This window comes from Streptomyces sp. NBC_00523, assembly GCF_036346615.1.
GTDB lineage: Bacteria > Actinomycetota > Actinomycetes > Streptomycetales > Streptomycetaceae > Streptomyces.
In genome coordinates this window covers 3,396,959-3,412,356 of record NZ_CP107836.1, presented here as the reverse complement: position 1 = coordinate 3,412,356, position 15,398 = coordinate 3,396,959, and the positions used below count along the sequence as shown (strand labels likewise).

The following is a 15,398-nucleotide window of genomic DNA, read 5'->3' as shown; positions in this document are numbered from 1 at the left end:
CCCGGCGCCGTCCGGTGCGCCCCTCGGAGCCACGGCGGCGCCGCGGCATGCCCGCCCGGGACCTCAGTCGCTCACGCGGGCTGGGCGGCTTCGGCGCGGATGAAGCGTTCGTCCAGTACGAAGCCGGGGTCGACCTGCGCGGCGAGGTCGGCGCCGGTCTTCTCGTTCCCCCAGCTCTCCGCGTTCCTCAGGTGGAAGTGGACCATCTGGCGCGTGTAACGGCCCCAGTCCCGGCGCTCGTACGAGTCCTCCGCCGCGTTCTGCAGGGCCTGCAGGGCCATCCGGTTGTCCGCCTCGAGCAGCTCGAAGCGAGCGGGGCGGCCCTTCTCCATGGCCCGCACCCAGTCGGAATGGCCGACGGCCACCAGCAGGTCGTCGCCCACTTCGGAGCGCAGGAAGTCCAGGTCGTTTTCGTCCTGCACCTTGTTCCCGACGACCTTCAGGTCCACGCCGAAGTCCCGCGCGTACTCCTTGTACTGACGGTAGACGGAGACGCCCTTGCGGGTCGGTTCGGCGATGAGGAACGTCATGTCGAAGCGGGTGAACATCCCCGAGGCGAAGGAGTCCGAACCGGCGGTCATGTCGACCACCACGTACTCGTCGGGGCCGTCCACGAGGTGGTTGAGGCAGAGCTCGACCGCGCCGACCTTCGAGTGGTAGCACGCCACGCCCAGGTCCGATTCGGTGAACGGCCCCGTGGCCATCAGCCGGATGTCTCCGTCGTCGAGCCGGACCGTACGGGCACAGGCGTCGAAGATCGGGTTGTCCTCGCATACGCGCAGGAGGCGGGAGCCCTCGCCCGGCGGCGTCGTCTTGATCATCGTCTCGGCCGAGGCGATGCGCGGATTGCTGCCGCGCAGATACTCCTTGATCAGGGGCAGCTGGGCGCCCATGGCGGGCAGCGCTGCGGATTCGTCCTCGTCGAGGCCGAGTGCGGCTCCGAGGTGCTGGTTGATGTCGGCGTCCACCGCGACGACGTGGGCTTCATTGGCTGCGAGGTGGCGGATGAAGAGCGAGGACAGCGTGGTCTTTCCGCTGCCGCCCTTCCCTACGAAAGCGATCTTCATGTTCACCTAGGGTAGTCGATTGCTCGCTATGAGTTGTGTGGTTTCGTGAAGAAGGCCACTCCCGGCGGGTAGGTGGGCGGGAGGCGCGTAGCCTCGCTACTTATGAGTACGACTTCCTCGGACCCGCTCGTCGCTCTGGGCGCTCTGCCGGGCGTGACCGACGCGGTGGACTCCGTACGCAAGGCGGTGGACCGCGTGTACGGCCACCGTGTGATGCGGCGCCGCAGCAACGAGGTCACGGCGGAGGCCGCTCTGCGGGGCGCGCGCGGATCGGCCGCTCTGTCCGGCGCCGACTGGAACCTCGAAGAGGTGCGCCGGCGCACCGATTTCAGCAGCGACGACGAGGCGCGCGTCGTCGGGGCCGCGCTTCGCCTGACGGCGGAGGCCGGTCAGCTCCTCTCCATCTGGCGGCAGTCGCCGCTGCGGGTACTGGCGCGGCTTCACCTGGTGGCGGCCGGCAGTGCCGCCCCGGAGGACGCGGTCGGACGGCCCCGGCTCGCGGGCGAACCGGTGGACGAGCCCCTGATCGAGGCACCGCTGCCGGGTGCCGATGAGGTCGCGGGCCGACTGGACGGCCTCAGCAGAATCATCCTTTCGGGGAGTGAGGCGCCCGCTCTGGTGACCGCCGCCGTCGTCCACGGAGAGCTGCTGGCGCTGCGTCCCTTCGGTTCGCACAACGGCCTGGTGGCGCGGACCGCGGAGCGGATCGTGCTGATCGGAAGCGGGCTCGATCCCAAATCGATCTGCCCGGCCGAGGTCGGGCACGCCGAGCAGGGGCGGGCGGCCTACGCGGCCGCCTTCGACGGCTACCTGTCCGGCACGTCGGAAGGCATGGCGGCCTGGATCGGTCACTGCGGACGCGCGGCGGAGCTCGGTGTCAGGGAATCGACAGCGGTGTGCGAGGCGCTGCAGCGAGGCGCCGCATAGGGCGGGCTGCCGCTCGTCACCGGCGCAGGCCGGTGACTGCTGTCCGGGGCGTCGCTGTCGTACAGGCTGAGCATGGTTGCGGCGGTACCGGTCTCGGTACCGCCGCTGGCACGTCCGCCCGGTTACCAAGCGTCCTCGATATGTGCCCATCAGGGCGGAGTCTTTGCCCGCTCCTGGTGTGGCTGGCCCGTAATCGACGGGTCGACGTCGCGTGGGTGCCGGGTTTTCATGCGCGGTCCGTGGGGCCTTTGCTGCGTAATTCAGGTCATCCTCGCGGATGTCCTTGGTCTCGCGGGCCGTTGAATCCTTTGTACTCCAGGGGCCCGTGGAGCGGTAGTGGTGGCCGCACTTCTTTACTTTTAGGTTCAATTACGGACGAGTTGGTTCAATCGGTCGGTCGGTTCAGGCGGTAGCGGCGCCGGCCCGTCGGCGGGCCGCGTACCAGACGGCTCCTGCCGTGAGTGCGGCCGCACTCACGGCAGCCGCGGCCACGAGTGCCGGTCGGGGCGGCAGGGAGAACGCCGAGAGGCGCTGCTTGAGGCGGACGGGCCGGTCGAAGGCGAGAATCGGCCACTCGCGGAGCGTGGCCTCCCGTCGCAGCGCACGGTCCGGGTTGACCGCGTGAGGGTGTCCGACGGATTCCAGCATCGGGACATCGGTGGCCGAGTCGCTGTACGCGTAGCAGCGGGCCAGATCGTATCCCTCGGATTCCGCGAGCGCCTTGATGGCTTCGGCCTTCGTGGGGCCGTACGCGTAGTACTCCACCTCGCCCGTGTAGCAGCCGTCGTCACCGACGACCATGCGGGTGGCGACCACGCGGTCGGCGCCGAGCAGCTCACCGATCGGTTCGACCACCTCGGCGCCCGAGGTCGAGACGATCACGACGTCGCGGCCGGCGGTGTGGTGCTCCTCGATGAGGGTCGCCGCCTCGTCGTAGATGATGGGGTCGATCAGTTCGTGCAGGGTCTCGGCCACGAGTTCCTTGACCTGCTGCACGTTCCAGCCCTTGCAGAGCGCCGAGAGATATTCGCGCATCCGCTCCATCTGGTCGTGATCCGCGCCCCCGGCAAGGAACACGAACTGTGTGTACGCGGTACGCAGCACCGCGCGGCGGTTGATCAGCCCGCCGTGGTAGAAGGACTTGCTGAAGGTCAGTGTCGAGGACTTCGCAATGACCGTCTTGTCCAGGTCAAAGAAGGCGGCTGTGCGCGGCAAGAAGCGGTTTTCCACACCGCAGAGCATAGGGGCCCGCCATTCGGCGTAAACCCCGGCGCGTGGGTTTGCTTGAGAAGGGCCTCGGGTACACCATGGAAGTCACGGATCGTTCGCGACCGTGCTAACCCGGTCCGGCTCCTCCCCCCCCGAGTCGGCCGTGGGGACGACCCCCGCTCTCCCCCCCGGCGGGGGTCGTCGCATGTCCGGACGCGGTTTCTCGCGCGGAATCGACCATTTCTCCTCCTCCTGCTTTCTGTCGGGCTGTGTCCACGCCCGACTCACTTCAGCGTGCACTGTGACGCTGGGTAGCGAAAGAGTCGCACCAGGAAGTCACCGGTATGAGCGACGAAGTTATTCACAACCACTGAGTTGTCCACGGTTTTTGAGCAAGATCCACATGATTTCCGGAAGCGCTGCACCTTGATTCCACCCGCGAACTCCGCGGGTACCGGAATCACCGTTCTCGGACGGGCTCCGAGATCGCCGCGACCCGCGGTGAAGGTGAGTGATGGAGGGGGAGAGCGTGGCTGAATCCAGTGCGCAGGGCCGATGGGCGGGTGTCACCACGCGGCGGGGTGGACCGCTGATCGTGACCGAGGACGTGGATCTGCTCGACGACCTGCTCAGGCTGTGTGCCGCCGCCGGCGCGGAACCGGAGGTGCATCACACGCTGCCGGACCATCGAGAGGGGTGGGAGCAAGCACCCCTGGTCCTCGTCGGCGACGACGCGGCCGCACGGTGCCACGGTGCGGCGCGCCGGCGGGGCGTCATGGTCGTGGGACGAGGCCGGGACGTGCCGGACGTGTGGCGTCGTGCCGTCGAGATCGGCGCCGAGTGCGTGATCCGCCTGCCTGACTCCGAGAACTGGCTTGTCGACCAGATCGCCAACGCGTCGGAAGGCGTCGGCCGGCCAGCGGTCACGGTCGGGGTGATCGGGGGCCGGGGAGGTGCGGGAGCGTCCACACTTGCCTGCGCCCTCGCGGTGACCGCGGCCAGGGCGGGGCAGCGGACCATGCTCATCGACGGGGACCCACTGGGGGGCGGCATCGATGTGCTGCTCGGCGGCGAGCGGGCGGACGGCATGCGGTGGCCGGATTTCGCCCACTCCAAGGGCCGGGTCGGCGGGGGCGCGCTGGAGGAGTCACTGCCCGCGCTGCATGGGCTTCGGGCGCTCAGCTGGGGCCGTGACGACTGGGTGGTGATCCCGCCACCCGCCATGCGGGCGGTGCTGGCAGCCGCACGCCGGCTCGGCGGAGTGGTGGTGGTCGACCTGCCGCGCCGGGTGGACGAAGCGGTGGCCGAGGCCCTTGCCCAGCTGGACCTGGGGCTTGTGGTCGTTCCCGGCGAGCTGCGCGCGGTCGCGGCGGCGAAGCGGGTGGCGTCGATGGCGGGGACGGTGCTTGACGATCTGCGGGTAGTGGCGCGGGGTCCGTACGCGCCGGGGCTCGACGCGCAGTGGGTGGCTCGAGCGATGTGCCTGCCACTGGCCGGTGAGGTCCCGCTGGAAAGAGGTCTGTCGGCCGAGCAGGACGCCGGCGAGCCGCCCGGTGGCAACGCGCGCGGCCCGCTGGCCAGATTCTGTGATGCCTTCTGGGAACAGGCCCTCGTGGGGGAGAGCGTCAGCGGCCCGGCCGTGGGGGTCGCCTCATGACCGAGGCGCTGCTTGATGCGGTGAGGCAGCGGCTCGCCTCCAGCGGCACTGCTCCGACCCCGGCCGGGGTCGCCGCCGCTCTGCGAGCCCAGGGTCGTCTGCTCGGTACCGCTGAAGTGCTCGGACGTGCGGACGAACTGAGGGGGGAGCTGATCGGGACCGGGGTGCTGGAACCGCTCCTCGCCGACCCCGATGTCACGGACGTTCTGGTGTCCGCGCCCGACAGGGTCTGGGTGGACCGGGGCGGCGGACTCGAACTCACCGAGGTGACCTTCGCGGACGCGGCTGCGGTCCGCAGGCTGGCCCAGCGGCTCGCCGCCGTGGCGGGGCGCCGGCTGGACGATGCCAGGCCCTGGGTGGACGCGAGGCTGCCGGACGGCACCCGAATGCACGCCGTGCTTCCCCCGGTATCGGTCGGGTCGACGTGCCTGTCGCTGCGGGTGGTCAGGCCCCGGGCCTTCTCACTGGCGGAGCTGGTCGAGGCCGGGACCGTGCCGCCCGGAGGCGACCGGGTGCTGAGGGCCCTGGTGGAGGCGAGGGTCTCCTATCTGATCAGCGGCGGGACGGGGGCGGGGAAGACGACCCTGCTTTCGAGCCTTCTGGGTGCGGTGGGGGAGCGCGAACGGATCGTGCTCGCCGAGGACTCGGCAGAGCTGCGACCGGACCATCCGCACGTCGTACGGCTGGAGTCGCGCCCTCCGAATCAGGAGGGTGCCGGACGGGTGACCCTTCGGGACCTGGTGCGACAGGCCCTGCGTATGCGTCCCGACCGGCTGGTGGTCGGTGAGGTGCGAGGAAGTGAGGTGACCGAGCTCCTGGCCGCCCTCAACACGGGACATGAGGGAGGCTCTGGAACGGTCCATGCCAATGCCGCCGGGCACGTCCCCGCACGGTTGGAAGCGCTCGGAACCGCGGCGGGGCTGGACCGGCTGGCGCTGCACAGCCAGTTGGCGGCGGCTCTGTCGGTCGTGGTCCACCTCGTACGGGACCGGACGGGACGCAGGCGGATCGCGGACATCCATGTGCTGGAGCGGGATGTGGCCGGGCTGGTACTGACTGTTCCGGCGTTGCGGTGGGGTACCACGGGCTTTGAGCGGGAGCGGGGCTGGGAGCGGCTGCGCGAGCTCATCGGGGGTGCGCTGTGACCGTGGAGTCGGCGCACGTCGGGGTGCCGGACGTGGTGCACGCCGCGGCGCTGTGCGCGGCGATGGCGGCCTGGCTGGTGGTGATCGGACGCAGTCGGCCGCTGCGCCGGGCGCGAGCGCTGTTGACCGACGGGGGCGAGCGGTCACCGGCCGGGGAGAGGTGGTGGAGGGTCCGCAGCCGGATCGAGAAGCGGCTGCGTGGGCGGTGGGAATGGCTGTGTCTCCCGGTCGCTTCGGTGCCGGCGGTGCTCGGGCAGTCCGTACTGCCGTTGATCGCGGGGGCCGCCGCCGTTCCGCTGGCACGGAGATGGCTGCTGAAAAGGCGGTCACGCGAGGAACAGGAGGCCCGGGCGAACGGGGTCGTTGACCTGTGCGGTGCGCTGGTCGGCGAGCTCAGGGCCGGCCGCGAACCGGGGGAGGCGCTGCTCGTCGCGGTGCGCGGCACGGACGTCATGGGCGAAGCCGGATTCCGGGTGTCGGCCGCCGCGCGGTTCGGGGGCGACGTGCCGCGAGCTCTCGTCCAGGCGGCGGGGGAACCGGGGCTCGCCGGGTTGGCCGGGGTGGCCGCCTGCTGGCGGGTGGCGGTGGGCAGCGGGGCCGGGCTCGCGGCGGGCCTGGGACGGCTCGAAAGCGCTCTGCGTGCCGAACGCCGTCAGCGGGACGAACTGCGGGCGCAACTCGCGGGGGCGTGGTCGACGGTCACGGTGCTCGCCCTCCTCCCCGTGGTCGGGCTGGGGCTCGGCGCCGCGCTGGGCGCGGACCCGTTGGGGGTGTTGCTGCACAGCACCGCCGGCCTCGTCTGCCTGGTGGCCGGCCTCCTGCTGGAGGTGTGCGGTCTTTTCTGGGCTGCCCGCATCGTCCGGGCGGGGGAAGCGGGATGAGCGCTTCGGCCGGCGGGATGGTCCAGGCGGCGGAGGCCGTTGGGGTTGCGTTGTGCCTCCACTCGCGCGTGGTTCTTCCTCTGGCGCGGCGGCAGGTCGGTCGGCGGGTACGGCGTCGGGGCGAGCGGCTTCTGGCGGTGGGACCGGCGGTTCCCGGGGTCTGGACGGGGCCGTTCCGGTCCGGGCCTCGGGTGGGCCGGATGGCCTCCGTCGGCCCGGTCCGGCAGTGGGCGGTGTTGTCGGCGGTCGTGCTGACCGGGTGGTTCCTCGTGGGCGGCCTGGCGGGATGGGCGGTCGGCCTGGCTTCGGCCTGCGGTGCGCGGCGGTGGCAGCGGCAGAGGCTCGGACACGCCTCGCTCCTCGCCGCCGAGAGCAAGGCCCGAACGGCGGAGACCGTTCGGCAACTCCCCATGGCGGCGGACCTGCTGGCGGCCTGCCTCTCCGCCGGTGCCGGCCCGGTGGAGGCGGCCCAGGCGGTGGGGGAGTCCCTGGGCGGTCCGGTGGGCGATCAGCTCGCCCGGACCGCGGCGGAGATCCGGCTCGGCGGAGACCCGGCCGTCGCCTGGGGGAGGTTCGGCGGGATACCGGGGGCGGCCGCCCTGGCCGGCTGCCTGGACCGGGCGGGCTCGACCGGGGCCCCGGCGGCGGAGCCGGTGGCCCGGATCGCCGAGGCACTGCGGGCCGAGCGGGCAAGGGCGGCCGTGGCGCGGGCGCAGAGGGCCGCCGTGATGGTCACCGCGCCCGTGGGGCTCTGCTTCCTTCCCGCGTTCCTGGCGGTGGGGGTGGCGCCCGTGGTGATCGGGCTGGCCGGGGGCCTGCTCCAGCCGGCGTAGTCCGGAAGGCCAAGACGTAAGAGCAGTTCAGCCGTGTTGTACGTAACCGATGTATCGGGGGTTTGAAGTGATGGGGGTTTGAAGTGATGCGCAAGATCAAGAACTGGACGCGGTCCGTGGTCCGTCTCGCACGGTCCCGGGCCGACAGCGGAATGACGACGTCCGAGTACGCAGTGGGCACGATCGCGGCCTGTGCGTTCGCTGCCGTGCTCTACAAGGTCGTCACCAGTGCGGCGGTGATGTCCCAGCTGCAGTCGCTGCTGAAGGGCGCGCTCGATGCGAAGTTCTGAGGCCGTTGCGGCGGTGGCAGGGGCCGGGCTTGGAGGCCAGGCGGGACGAGAGGACGGACGGTGCGGGGGCGCTGTGCCGGGCGGCAGGAGGTTCGGTGATCGGGGAGCGGTGACGGCGGAGGCCGCCATGGTGATCCCGGTGCTGGCGGTGTTCGCCCTGGCCCTGCTGTGGGCGCTGATGGCCGCGTCGGCCCAGATTCGCTGTGTGGACGCGGCCCGGGCCGGTGCTCGTGCCGCAGCCCGTTCGGAGCCGGCGCCCCAGGTGCGGGAAGCCGTTCTTTCCGCCGCGCCCGGCGGGGCTTCGGTCGAGGTGGAGCGGGCCGGAGAGCTGTGGCGGGTGACGGTGACCGCTCCGACGCCCGGGCCCGGGCGCCTCGCCGTGACGCTGAGAGCGGAGGCGGCGGCTGCGGCTGAGGACGCCCCGGTGCCTGCTGCCGGGTCCGCCGCGGGCGCGCCGGACCCGGCGGTGGAAGGGCCCGGCCGGTGAGGGGGCGGCGTCGGTGCCGGTGGGTCGGGGCTCCGGTCCGGTGGTGGGGGCGGCGTCGGATGCCGGTGGGGGATCAGGGGCTGGCGACCGTTTGGGCGGCGGTGACCACGACGACGTTGTGCACCGTGTTCGCGGTCGTCCTGGCGCTCGGGCAGGTGGTGGCCGCTCGGCACCGGGCCGGGGGCGCGGCCGACCTGGCGGCGCTGGCGGCGGCGGACCGGGCGCTGGAAGGCATGGAGCGAGCCTGCGCGTCGGCCGAGGAGGTGGCCAGGGCGCAGGGGGCGGAGGTGGTGCGGTGCGCGGTGCTGGGGGAGGTTGCCGATGTGACGGCCCGGGTGCGGTTCGGGCCGTACGCGCCGGAGGTCAGGTCCCGGGCGGGGCCGGCGGAGGTTGTTCCTCCGGCGGGCGTGCCGCCGCCCCGGGCGGGCCGGGATCAGCGCGGTGGCCCGGACCGGATTCAGCCGGGTGGCCCGGGCCCTCCGCCGTAGCGCCCCGGTTCTCCGGCGGAACGCCAGGCCCCTGGGGCGCCCTGCCCGGCTGCTGGGCCGCCCCGCCGGGCCCCCGGTCCGCCCCGCCGAGGCCCCCCAGCGCACCCTCCTGGCCCTCCACCGCATCCCCCGGCTCGTCGGCCCCGACCGCTCCGACCGCCTCGCCCGTCTCCCCGCCCGGAGCGGAGCGGAGGAGTTCCGTGAGGAGGCGGACGGCGCCTCGTTTGTGCAAGGGGTCGTTGCCGTTGCCGCACTTGGGGGACTGGATGCAGGACGGGCAGCCCGCGTCGCACTCACAGGACGCGATGGCCAGGCGCGTGGCGGACAGCCACTCGCGGGCGGTGTGGAAGGCGCGCTCGGCGAATCCGGTGCCGCCCGGGTGGCCGTCGTACACGAAGACCGTGGGCAGCAGGGTGTCGGGATGCAGCGGGACGGACACCCCGCCGATGTCCCAGCGGTCGCAGGTGGCGAAGAGCGGCAGCATGCCGATCGAGGCGTGCTCGGCGGCGTGGAGCGCGCCGCCGAGGATCTCGGGGTTGATCCGGGCGGCGTCGAGCTGGTCCTCGGTCACCGTCCACCAGACGGCTCGGGTGCGCAGGGTGCGGGGCGGCAGGTCCAGCTTGGTCTCGCCGAGCACCTCGCCGGAGATCAGTCTGCGGCGGAGGAAGGAGACGACCTGGTTGGTGACTTCGACGGACCCGTAGCAGAGGCGGCCGTCCCCCCAGGGGATCTCGGTGTCGGTGTCCAGGACGGCGATGGAGGTGGTGTCGCGGGCGGTGGTCGAGTACGGCGGGTCGGCCTGTTCGACCAGGGCCACGGAGTCCTCCAGGTCCAGTTTGCGGACCAGGTAGGTGCGGCCCTGGTGGAGGTGGACGGCGCCCTCGTGCACGGCGCTGTGGGCGGCGGACTCGTCCACGGTGCCCAGCAGCCGGCCGGTGCCCTCTTCCACGATCTGGACGGGGCGGCCGCCCTCGCCCCGGATGTCGGTGAGGTCGGCGGCCCGCTCACGCCGGGTCCAGTGCCAGCCCGACGGCCGTTTGCGGAGCAGCCTGGCGGTTTCCAGCTGGGGGAGGAGTCCGGCTGCGGCCGGGCCGAAGAGCGGGAGGTCGTTCTCGGTGAGCGGCAGCTCCGCGGCGGCGGCGCAGAGGTGGGGTGCGAGGACGTACGGGTTGTCCGGGTCCAGGACGGTCGACTCCACGGGCTGCTCGAACAGGGCCTCGGGGTGGTGGACGAGGAAGGTGTCGAGCGGATCGTCGCGGGCCACCAGGATGGCGAGGGCGCCCTGACCCGCCCGCCCGGCCCGGCCCGCCTGCTGCCAGAGGGACGCCCTCGTCCCCGGGTAGCCGGATATGACGACGGCGTCCAGCCCGGACACATCGATGCCGAGTTCGAGGGCGGTGGTGGCGGCGAGGCCCAGGAGGCTGCCGGAGTGCAGGGCGCGTTCCAGGGCGCGGCGTTCCTCGGGGAGGTACCCCCCGCGGTAGGCGGCGACCCGGGACGGCAGGGTGCGGTCGACCTCGGCGAGGCGCTCCTTGGCGATGACGGAGATCAGCTCGGCGCCGCGTCGGGAGCGTACGAAGGCGACCGAGCGGACGCCCTGGACGGTCAGGTCGGTGAGCAGGTCGGCGGTCTCGGCCGTGGCGGTACGGCGTACGGGAGCCCCCTTCTCGCCGTGCAGCTCGGTCAGCGGGGGTTCCCACAGGGCGAAGACCAGTTCGCCGCGCGGGGAGGCGTCGTCGGCCACCTCCGTGACGGGGAGGCCGGTGAGGCGGCCGGCCGCGAGGGCGGGCTCGGCGGAGGTGGCGGAAGCGAGGAGGAAGACGGGATCGGAGCCGTAGCGGGCGCAGAGACGGCGGAGCCGGCGCACCACCTGGGCGACGTGGGAGCCGAAGACACCCCGGTAGGTGTGGCACTCGTCGATGACGACATAGCGCAGGGAGCGCAGGAAGGAGGACCAGCGGGGGTGTGACGGGAGGATGCCCCGGTGCAGCATGTCGGGGTTGGTGAGGACGTAGTTGGCGTACTGGCGCACCCACTCGCGTTCCTCGACCGGCGTGTCGCCGTCGAAGACGGCGGGCCGGATGCCGTTGCCCAGCGGGGCCGCGAGTGCCTTGACCGAGCGTCGCTGATCGGCGGCCAGGGCCTTGGTGGGGGAGAGGTAGAGAGCGGTGGCGCCGCGCCCGTTCGGGGCTTCGGAGCCGTCCAGGAGGGCGCTGAGGACCGGGGCGAGGTAGGCCAGGGACTTGCCGGACGCCGTTCCGGTGGCGATCACGACCGACGTGCCGTCCAGCGCGTGCTCCGCGGCGGCCGCCTGATGGGCCCAGGGGTGGTCGATGCCGGCCTTATGGATGGCGGCGATCACTTCCGGACGGATGCGATCGGGCCAGACTGCATGGGTTCCCGCGCGCGGGGGCAAGTGCTCCGTATGAGTGATGCGCGCGGACCGGCCCGCCCCTGCGGCGAGCCGGTCGAGGACCATGTCGGGAGAGGGGCGGGAGCCCCCACTCCCCGGGGGTCGACTGGGGCGTTGATTCTTGGCCATCGGCACCGAGTGTGTCACTGGCGAGGCGGACAATGGTCCGAAGGCGTCGTGCATGGCTGCCGGTAAGTGATTGAATGCCATCGCGGCTGGCGATCCGTCCCCCGGCTCCGTCGGGGAGACCGAGGGGCGACCGCTCGATAGCAAGGTGCTGGAGGATCCGTGGACCTGTCCTTGTCGACTCGCAATGTGTCCGGCCCTGGTGGCGACCGTACGGTCGTCGAGGTCGGTGGCGAGATTGATGTGTATACCGCGCCCAAGCTGCGCGAGCAGTTGGTCGAGTTGGTGAATGACGGCAGCTACCACCTGGTTGTCGACATGGAAGGCGTCGACTTCCTCGACTCCACCGGCCTCGGCGTGCTCGTGGGCGGCCTGAAGCGGGTGCGGGCCCATGAGGGCTCGCTGCGCCTGGTGTGCAACCAGGAGCGCATTCTCAAGATTTTCCGGATCACCGGTCTGACCAAGGTGTTCCCGATCCACACCACGGTCGACGAGGCCGTCGCGGCCACCGACTGACGTCCGGCCCGGCGCCGGGCCGGTTCGTGCCGGTCCGGCGGCGGCCCGCCCGCGGCGGCTCCGCAGGGAGCCTGCCGGGGTGGCAGTCCCTGTCCCGCCGTGGCCGGTGGGGCGTGCAGCGGGCTGCCGGGATCACCCGGTCGGCGGCCGTGGCCGATTTATTTGTCAGCTGTTGTTCGTCAGCCGCCCGATCCGTCCGGGAGAGTCCGCTCGGCGCCGGGAGCCAGGGTCCCCAGAGGGAGCCGGGGCTTCGGGTCGCGCGGCCTGTCCCTGGCATGCACATACGTACGTTCGAGGGGGATCGCATGGCCACCGTTGAACTCCGCTTCAGCGCCCAGCCCGAACACGTCAGGACCGCCCGTCTCGTGGCGGCGGCCGTGGCGCGCAGGGCCGGAGTGGACGAGGCCGTGCTTGACGAGGTCCGCCTCGCCGTGGGCGAGGCGTGCAGCCGCGCCGTCGGCCTGCACCGCAGCCACGGCATCACGGCTCCCGTCACGGTCCGCCTGATCGAGGAGGAGAAGACCTTCGCCATCGAGGTCGGGGACGAGGTGCCGGGCCCCGGCGCCGATGGCTCCGTTCCCGGCGGGGTCTCCGGGCGAGGCGGCACCTCCGGCGGAGGACCCGATGAGGCCGAGGCCGACGAGGAGGACGAGATGGGCCTCGCGGTCATCAGCGGCCTCGTCGACGACGTGGAGGTCAGGTCCGGTGCGGAGGGCGGGGTCATCCGGATGAGCTGGCCGAAGACGCCGGTCGCCGTTCTTCCCTGAGCGGTGCCGACGCACGTCCCGAACGACGCGCGCTCAGTTCTCTTCCCAGAGGGTCGTTCTGACGCCGCGTCCGCCCCGTCGGTCTCCCGCGAGAGTGAAGAATCGTTCGCGTGTTCACCTCGGTGAGGGCTGTCCGGGTGAGTTGCGTATCCCTCATTTCCCTTGGTGCAAATGGCTGCAAAAGCCTGCCTATCGGACGCCTGGCACCCGGATGGAGGGCGTTCGGCGTGTAAGTTCCGGGGCCGAGAGCCTTGGAAGGGACCAAACCGGTGAACAAGAAGCTTGCAGCCGCGCTGTCCGGCGGTGCGGTACTCGTACTGGCACTGTCGGGCTGCAGCGACGACAGCGACGACAAGGTGAACGACTGGGCGAAGAAGGTCTGCGACCAGGTTCAGCCGCAGCTGCAGAAGATCGCGAACGCCAACGCGTCCATCCAGCAGCAGACCTCCGACAACAGCAAGCCCGCGGACGTCCAGAAGACCGACTCCGCAGCCTTCCAGCAGATCTCGCAGGCGTACAAGGCGCTGGGCTCGGCCGTCGAATCGGCGGGTCCGCCGCCGGTGGACGACGGCGAGACCACGCAGAAGGAGGCGGTGAAGGAGCTCAACGCCTCCTCCGCGGCCTACGCGAAGCTCCAGGAGAAGGTCGACGACCTGGAGACGAAGGACCAGGGCAAGTTCGCCGACGGACTCAAGAGCATCGCGGAGGAGCTGAACAAGATCAGCACCAGCGGTGACCAGGCGCTGCAGAAGCTCCAGTCCGGCGAGGTCGGCACCGCGATGGCCAAGCAGGAGGGCTGCCAGAAGCCGACCGCCTCGGCGTCTCCCTCGGGCGGATCGTCGGACGACTCCGAGCCCTCGTCCAAGCCTTCGATTGAGCCGTCGAAGGAAGCGTCTCCCTCCGCGTCCGCCAGCAAGAAGGCGTAACCGGGCGCACGGCGTCACGGCCCGCGGAGAGCGGACGGAAACCGGGTGAGCGGCCCGGCCACCCCGGGGATACCCGGTGCGGTGGCCGGGCCGCTGCCGTTGTCAGCGGGAGCCGTCACAATGGAGCACGTGAGTAAGACCAGCCTTTTCGCAGCAGACCTTCCCGCGGCGGACCACGCGCACCGGTTCCGCGAGGCCCTGCTCGCGGCCGCGTTCACGGCCGACGGGCTCCTCGACCGGCTCGGCGGGTCCGCCTACGCCGCGCTGGCGCGCAGTGAGACGGTCCCGGCGCTGCGGGCCACCCGTGGCGACGCGCCGCTCGACACGCTGGTGCGCCTCTTCCTCCTCCAGCGCCCCGTGCCCGTCGAGCGGGCGGCGGCCGTGCTCCCGCTGAAGGAGTGCGTGGCGGACGGCTGGCTGGCCGAGACGGCCGGCGAGGTGCGGGCGACCGTCGATGTGCGGCCGTACGGCGGGCCGGACGGCGAGGACTGGTTCATCGTCTCCGACCTCGGCTGCGCGGTGGGCGGCGCCGGTGGGATCGGCTCGCACGAGAAGGGCGTCGTCCTCGGCATCGGCGGGGCCTCCACCACCCTGGCCGGGATCACCGTCCGCAAGCCCGTCGGCTCCGCCCTCGATATCGGTACGGGCTCCGGCATCCAGGCGCTGCACGCCGCGCAGCACGCCACCAGGGTCACGGCGACCGACCTCAATCCGCGCGCCCTCGCGTTCACCCGGCTCACCCTCGCCCTGTCCGGCGCCGCCCCCGCCGACCTGCGCGAAGGCTCGCTGTACGAGCCGGTCGGCGCCGAGACCTTCGACCTGATCGTCTCCAACCCGCCGTTCGTCATCTCCCCGGGCGCCCGGCTCACCTACCGCGACGGCGGAATGGCCGGTGACGACCTGTGCCGGACCCTGGTGCGGCAGACCGGCGACCGGCTCAACGAGGGCGGCTTCGCGCACTTCCTGGCCAACTGGGAGCACACCGAGGACGAGGAGTGGCAGGACCGGCTGCGCACCTGGGTCCCGGAGGGCTGCGACGCCTGGATCGTGCAGCGCGAGGTGCAGGACGTCACGCAGTACGCCGAGCTGTGGCTGCGCGACAGCGGCGACCACCGCACGGACCCGGCGGAGTACGAGGCGCGGTACGACGCCTGGCTGGACGAGTTCGAGGCGCGGCGGACGAAGGGCGTCGGCTTCGGCTGGATCACGCTGCGCAAGTCCGCCGCGGCCGCGGCCGGGAAGCCCTCCGTCGTGATCGAGGAGTGGCCGCACGCGGTGGAGCAGCCGCTCGGCCCCGCCGTCGAGGCGCACTTCGCCCGCCAGGACTATCTGCGCGAGCAGGACGACGCCGCGCTCCTCGCCGCCCACTTCACCCTGGCCGCCGAGGTGGTCCAGGAGCAGGTGGGACTCCCCGGCGCGGAGGACCCGGAGCATGTGGTGCTCCGTCAGAACCGGGGCATGCGGCGGGCCACCAAGGTCGACGCGGTCGGCGCCGGGTTCGCCGGTGTCTGCGACGGCTCGCTGCCCGCCGGGCGCATCCTCGACGCGATCGCCCAGCTGATGAACGAGGACCCCGTGCTGCTCCGGGACCGCACCCCGCAGGCCATCCGGCTGCTGGTCGAGGAGGGCTTCCTGGAGCCGCTGCCCCCGGGCGGGCGGTGACCGG

The 15,398-nt window shown here is 72.0% G+C and carries 14 protein-coding genes and 1 pseudogene; 12 read left to right on the top strand and 3 right to left on the bottom strand.

Annotation, left to right across the window (positions count from 1 at the left end; genetic code table 11):
• Positions 1–71 precede the first annotated feature (71 nt).
• Positions 72–1,067: an ATP-binding protein gene (locus tag OHS17_RS15385; protein WP_330312649.1), complete on the bottom strand. Its 996-nt coding sequence runs from the start codon at positions 1,065–1,067 to the stop codon at positions 72–74.
• A 102-nt stretch (positions 1,068–1,169) separates the two neighbouring features.
• On the opposite strand from OHS17_RS15385, the gene OHS17_RS15380 reads away from it, so the two are divergent.
• Positions 1,170–1,994, top strand: a complete 825-nt coding sequence (locus tag OHS17_RS15380; RefSeq protein ID WP_330312648.1) for an oxidoreductase — start codon at positions 1,170–1,172, stop codon at positions 1,992–1,994.
• A gap of 402 nt (positions 1,995–2,396) precedes the next feature.
• On the opposite strand, the gene OHS17_RS15375 is transcribed toward OHS17_RS15380, so the two are convergent.
• A complete protein-coding gene (locus OHS17_RS15375) occupies positions 2,397–3,236 on the bottom strand; it encodes an HAD family hydrolase (RefSeq protein WP_330312647.1) in 840 nt (279 codons plus the stop codon).
• A 562-nt stretch (positions 3,237–3,798) separates the two neighbouring features.
• Between OHS17_RS15375 and ssd the strand changes: the two genes are divergently transcribed.
• The 7 genes and pseudogenes from ssd to OHS17_RS15340 form a co-directional block, all read left to right on the top strand.
• Positions 3,799–4,860, top strand: a complete 1,062-nt coding sequence (ssd, locus tag OHS17_RS15370; protein ID WP_330312646.1) for a septum site-determining protein Ssd — start codon at positions 3,799–3,801, stop codon at positions 4,858–4,860.
• A complete protein-coding gene (locus tag OHS17_RS15365; protein ID WP_330312645.1) occupies positions 4,857–6,005 on the top strand; it encodes a TadA family conjugal transfer-associated ATPase in 1,149 nt (382 codons plus the stop codon). Before ssd ends, OHS17_RS15365 begins: the two co-directional genes overlap by 4 nt.
• On the top strand, positions 6,002–6,886 hold the full coding sequence (locus tag OHS17_RS15360) for a type II secretion system F family protein (protein WP_330312644.1): 885 nt from the start codon (positions 6,002–6,004) through the stop codon (positions 6,884–6,886). Before OHS17_RS15365 ends, OHS17_RS15360 begins: the two co-directional genes overlap by 4 nt.
• Positions 6,883–7,719, top strand: a complete 837-nt coding sequence (locus OHS17_RS15355) for a type II secretion system F family protein (protein ID WP_443066135.1) — start codon at positions 6,883–6,885, stop codon at positions 7,717–7,719. The genes OHS17_RS15360 and OHS17_RS15355 overlap by 4 nt, the downstream gene beginning before the upstream one ends.
• A gap of 86 nt (positions 7,720–7,805) precedes the next feature.
• Entirely contained in the window at positions 7,806–8,009 is a 204-nt protein-coding gene (locus OHS17_RS15350) for a DUF4244 domain-containing protein (RefSeq protein WP_073864057.1), read from the top strand.
• A gap of 109 nt (positions 8,010–8,118) precedes the next feature.
• Positions 8,119–8,496 (top strand): TadE family type IV pilus minor pilin, encoded by a 378-nt coding sequence (locus OHS17_RS15345; protein WP_330312643.1) that lies wholly within the window; start codon positions 8,119–8,121, stop codon positions 8,494–8,496.
• Between the two features lie 59 nt (positions 8,497–8,555).
• Positions 8,556–8,819 (top strand): annotated as a pseudogene (locus OHS17_RS15340) (Rv3654c family TadE-like protein); the annotation flags it as partial.
• A gap of 40 nt (positions 8,820–8,859) precedes the next feature.
• On the opposite strand, the gene OHS17_RS15335 reads toward OHS17_RS15340, so the two are convergent.
• Positions 8,860–11,607: a DEAD/DEAH box helicase gene (locus OHS17_RS15335; RefSeq protein ID WP_330312642.1), complete on the bottom strand. Its 2,748-nt coding sequence runs from the start codon at positions 11,605–11,607 to the stop codon at positions 8,860–8,862.
• A 78-nt stretch (positions 11,608–11,685) separates the two neighbouring features.
• On the opposite strand from OHS17_RS15335, the gene OHS17_RS15330 reads away from it, so the two are divergent.
• The 4 genes from OHS17_RS15330 to OHS17_RS15315 all read left to right on the top strand — a co-directional run bounded on the left by OHS17_RS15330 (position 11,686) and on the right by OHS17_RS15315 (position 15,394).
• Positions 11,686–12,039 (top strand): STAS domain-containing protein, encoded by a 354-nt coding sequence (locus tag OHS17_RS15330; protein ID WP_003967428.1) that lies wholly within the window; start codon positions 11,686–11,688, stop codon positions 12,037–12,039.
• A 305-nt stretch (positions 12,040–12,344) separates the two neighbouring features.
• A complete protein-coding gene (locus tag OHS17_RS15325) occupies positions 12,345–12,806 on the top strand; it encodes an ATP-binding protein (protein ID WP_330312641.1) in 462 nt (153 codons plus the stop codon).
• Between the two features lie 269 nt (positions 12,807–13,075).
• Positions 13,076–13,732, top strand: coding sequence for a small secreted protein (locus OHS17_RS15320; RefSeq protein ID WP_330312640.1), 657 nt, complete (start codon positions 13,076–13,078; stop codon positions 13,730–13,732).
• Positions 13,733–13,852: 120 nt separating this feature from the next.
• Positions 13,853–15,394 carry a class I SAM-dependent methyltransferase gene (locus OHS17_RS15315; RefSeq protein WP_330312639.1) on the top strand — a complete coding sequence of 514 codons (1,542 nt, stop codon included), beginning with the start codon at positions 13,853–13,855 and terminating at the stop codon, positions 15,392–15,394.
• The last annotated feature ends 4 nt before the right edge of the window (positions 15,395–15,398 follow it).

Bases quoted from the DNA above. Each gene is read 5' to 3' on its own strand.
- OHS17_RS15385 (WP_330312649.1), bottom strand. From the start codon at position 1,067: ATGAAGATCGCTTTCGTAGGGAAGGGCGGCAGCGGAAAGACCACGCTG.
- OHS17_RS15380 (WP_330312648.1), top strand. From the start codon at position 1,170: ATGAGTACGACTTCCTCGGACCCGCTCGTCGCTCTGGGCGCTCTGCCG.
- OHS17_RS15375 (WP_330312647.1), bottom strand. From the start codon at position 3,236: ATGCTCTGCGGTGTGGAAAACCGCTTCTTGCCGCGCACAGCCGCCTTC.
- OHS17_RS15365 (WP_330312645.1), top strand. From the start codon at position 4,857: ATGACCGAGGCGCTGCTTGATGCGGTGAGGCAGCGGCTCGCCTCCAGC.
- OHS17_RS15355 (WP_443066135.1), top strand. From the start codon at position 6,883: ATGAGCGCTTCGGCCGGCGGGATGGTCCAGGCGGCGGAGGCCGTTGGG.
- OHS17_RS15350 (WP_073864057.1), top strand. From the start codon at position 7,806: ATGCGCAAGATCAAGAACTGGACGCGGTCCGTGGTCCGTCTCGCACGG.
- OHS17_RS15335 (WP_330312642.1), bottom strand. From the start codon at position 11,607: ATGGCATTCAATCACTTACCGGCAGCCATGCACGACGCCTTCGGACCA.
- OHS17_RS15325 (WP_330312641.1), top strand. From the start codon at position 12,345: ATGGCCACCGTTGAACTCCGCTTCAGCGCCCAGCCCGAACACGTCAGG.
- OHS17_RS15315 (WP_330312639.1), top strand. From the start codon at position 13,853: ATGGAGCACGTGAGTAAGACCAGCCTTTTCGCAGCAGACCTTCCCGCG.